Annotated in this window: 1 protein-coding gene; it reads left to right on the top strand. The window is 65.6% G+C overall.

Going from position 1 to position 1,837, the window contains the following annotated elements:
* Positions 1–316 precede the first annotated feature (316 nt).
* On the top strand, positions 317–1,837 hold a 1,521-nt coding region (locus EOA27_RS34720; RefSeq protein WP_245491287.1), incomplete at its 3' end, for a SulP family inorganic anion transporter.

Genomic DNA, 1,837 nt, shown 5'->3' with positions numbered 1-1,837 from the left:
AGATAGGAGCGCTGCATCTCCTCGATGATCGAAATCGGCTCGATGCCGGTGGGGCCGCCGTCCGGCCCGCGCGGTGTCTTCTGGTCGGTCAAATCAGGTCACAATCCAGTCGGGAATCACTACATGCTTATATAGGAAGCCTTGCCGAAACTCCAATGTCGGCCGGACTTTTCCAGAGACAATTTTGATGGTAATTTCAAATGGATACCGCTGGTTGCGACGATATGGCCACCGTCGTTTTCGCCGTCATGCGGCAAGGTCGGCGATGGATCGGGCAAAAACCGCAACTGCTGTGAAGCTGGCCTCATGGCTACCCATGCGGGCCCTCAGCGGCTGGAGCGTCAAGGACCTCAACGGCGATCTGGCGGCCGGCATCACGCTGGCCGCGATCGCCATACCCGAGCAGATGGCGACGGCGCGGCTCGGCGGCTTCGCGCCGCAGATCGGCTTTTTCACCTTCGTCGCCGGCTCTGTCGCCTTCGCGCTGCTCGGCGCCAACCGCCAGCTGTCGGCCGGCGCAGATTCGACGATCACGCCCTTGTTCGCCGGCGGTCTGGCGCTGATCGCCACCTCGGGCTCGCCGCATTACCTGGCGCTGGCGGCCATGCTGGCCCTGATGGTGGGGCTGCTGGTGGCGCTCAGCGGCGTCTTCCGTCTCGGCTGGATCGCCGATCTGCTGTCCGTGCCGGTCACGACGGGTTTCCTCGCCGGCATTTCGGTCCATATCATCGTCTCGCAACTGCCTTCCTTGCTCGGCCTGCCGGCCGAAAGAGGCGAGACCTTGCGGCGAGTCGGCGAGATAGCCGCCAATATCCACCTCACCAATCCCTGGAGCCTGGCAATCGGCCTCGGTGTCTTCGCCATCGTCTTCGCCGCCGGACAGGTCAGCGCGCGGATCCCGGCGGCGTTGATCGGCATGGTCCTGGCGACGCTCGGCGTCGTCTCCTTCGATTTGAGGAACCGTGGCGTCGAGGTGCTCGGCGCCTTGCCGAACGGGTTGCCTCCTCTCGGCATGCCGACCGTCCACTTCCACGACGCACAGGCTCTTGTCCCGCTGGCGTTGCTGATCGCCATCGTCGTCATGGTGCAGACAGCGGCCACGAGCCGCTCGTTTGCTTCCCAAAACGGCGAAGCGCCAGACGTCAATCGCGACTTTGTCGGCGTCGGCGCGGGCAGCATCGTGGCCGCCCTGTTCGGCGCCTTTGCCGTCAACGCCAGCCCGCCGCGCACGGCCATCGTCGCCCAGACCGGCGGCCGCTCGCAGCTGTCGGGCCTGATCGCGGCGGCTATCGTGCTGGGGCTCGGCGCTTTCGGCGGCAGCCTGCTGGCCAACGTGCCGCAAGCGGCCCTTGCCGGCGTGCTGATGTTCGTGGCCCAGCATATCCTGCGCTGGAGGATCGCCGTTAACGTATATCGCCAGGCGCTCGGCGAGTTCGCGCTGATCCTGATCACCATGATCGCCATCGTCGTCCTGCCTATCGAAACCGGGGTCGCGATCGGCATCGGTCTGTCGCTGCTGCACGGCATCTGGGGCTCGACGCGCACCGAGCCGATCGAGCTGGCGCAGGTACCGGGCACGTCGGTCTGGTGGCCGCCGAGCGGTTCCAGCCCGGGCGAGCGGCACCCCGGCGTGCTGGTGGTGGCGTTCCAGGCGCCGCTTTCCTTCGTCAATGCCGACCGTTTCAAGCGCGGTCTGAGCGACCTGATCGACGCCAGGAGCGAGGGCGTGAAGCTGGTGGTTCTGGAGGCCAGCAACATCGTCGAGATCGACTATACCGCCGCTCAGGCGCTGATCGACACCATCCGCCATTGTCGCGACAAAGGTGCGGTCTTTGCT

Source organism: Mesorhizobium sp. M2A.F.Ca.ET.037.01.1.1, from assembly GCF_003998075.1.
Lineage (GTDB): Bacteria > Pseudomonadota > Alphaproteobacteria > Rhizobiales > Rhizobiaceae > Mesorhizobium.
The sequence above is the reverse complement of the archived record's forward strand: the minus strand, read 5'-3'. Positions and strand labels throughout refer to the sequence as shown.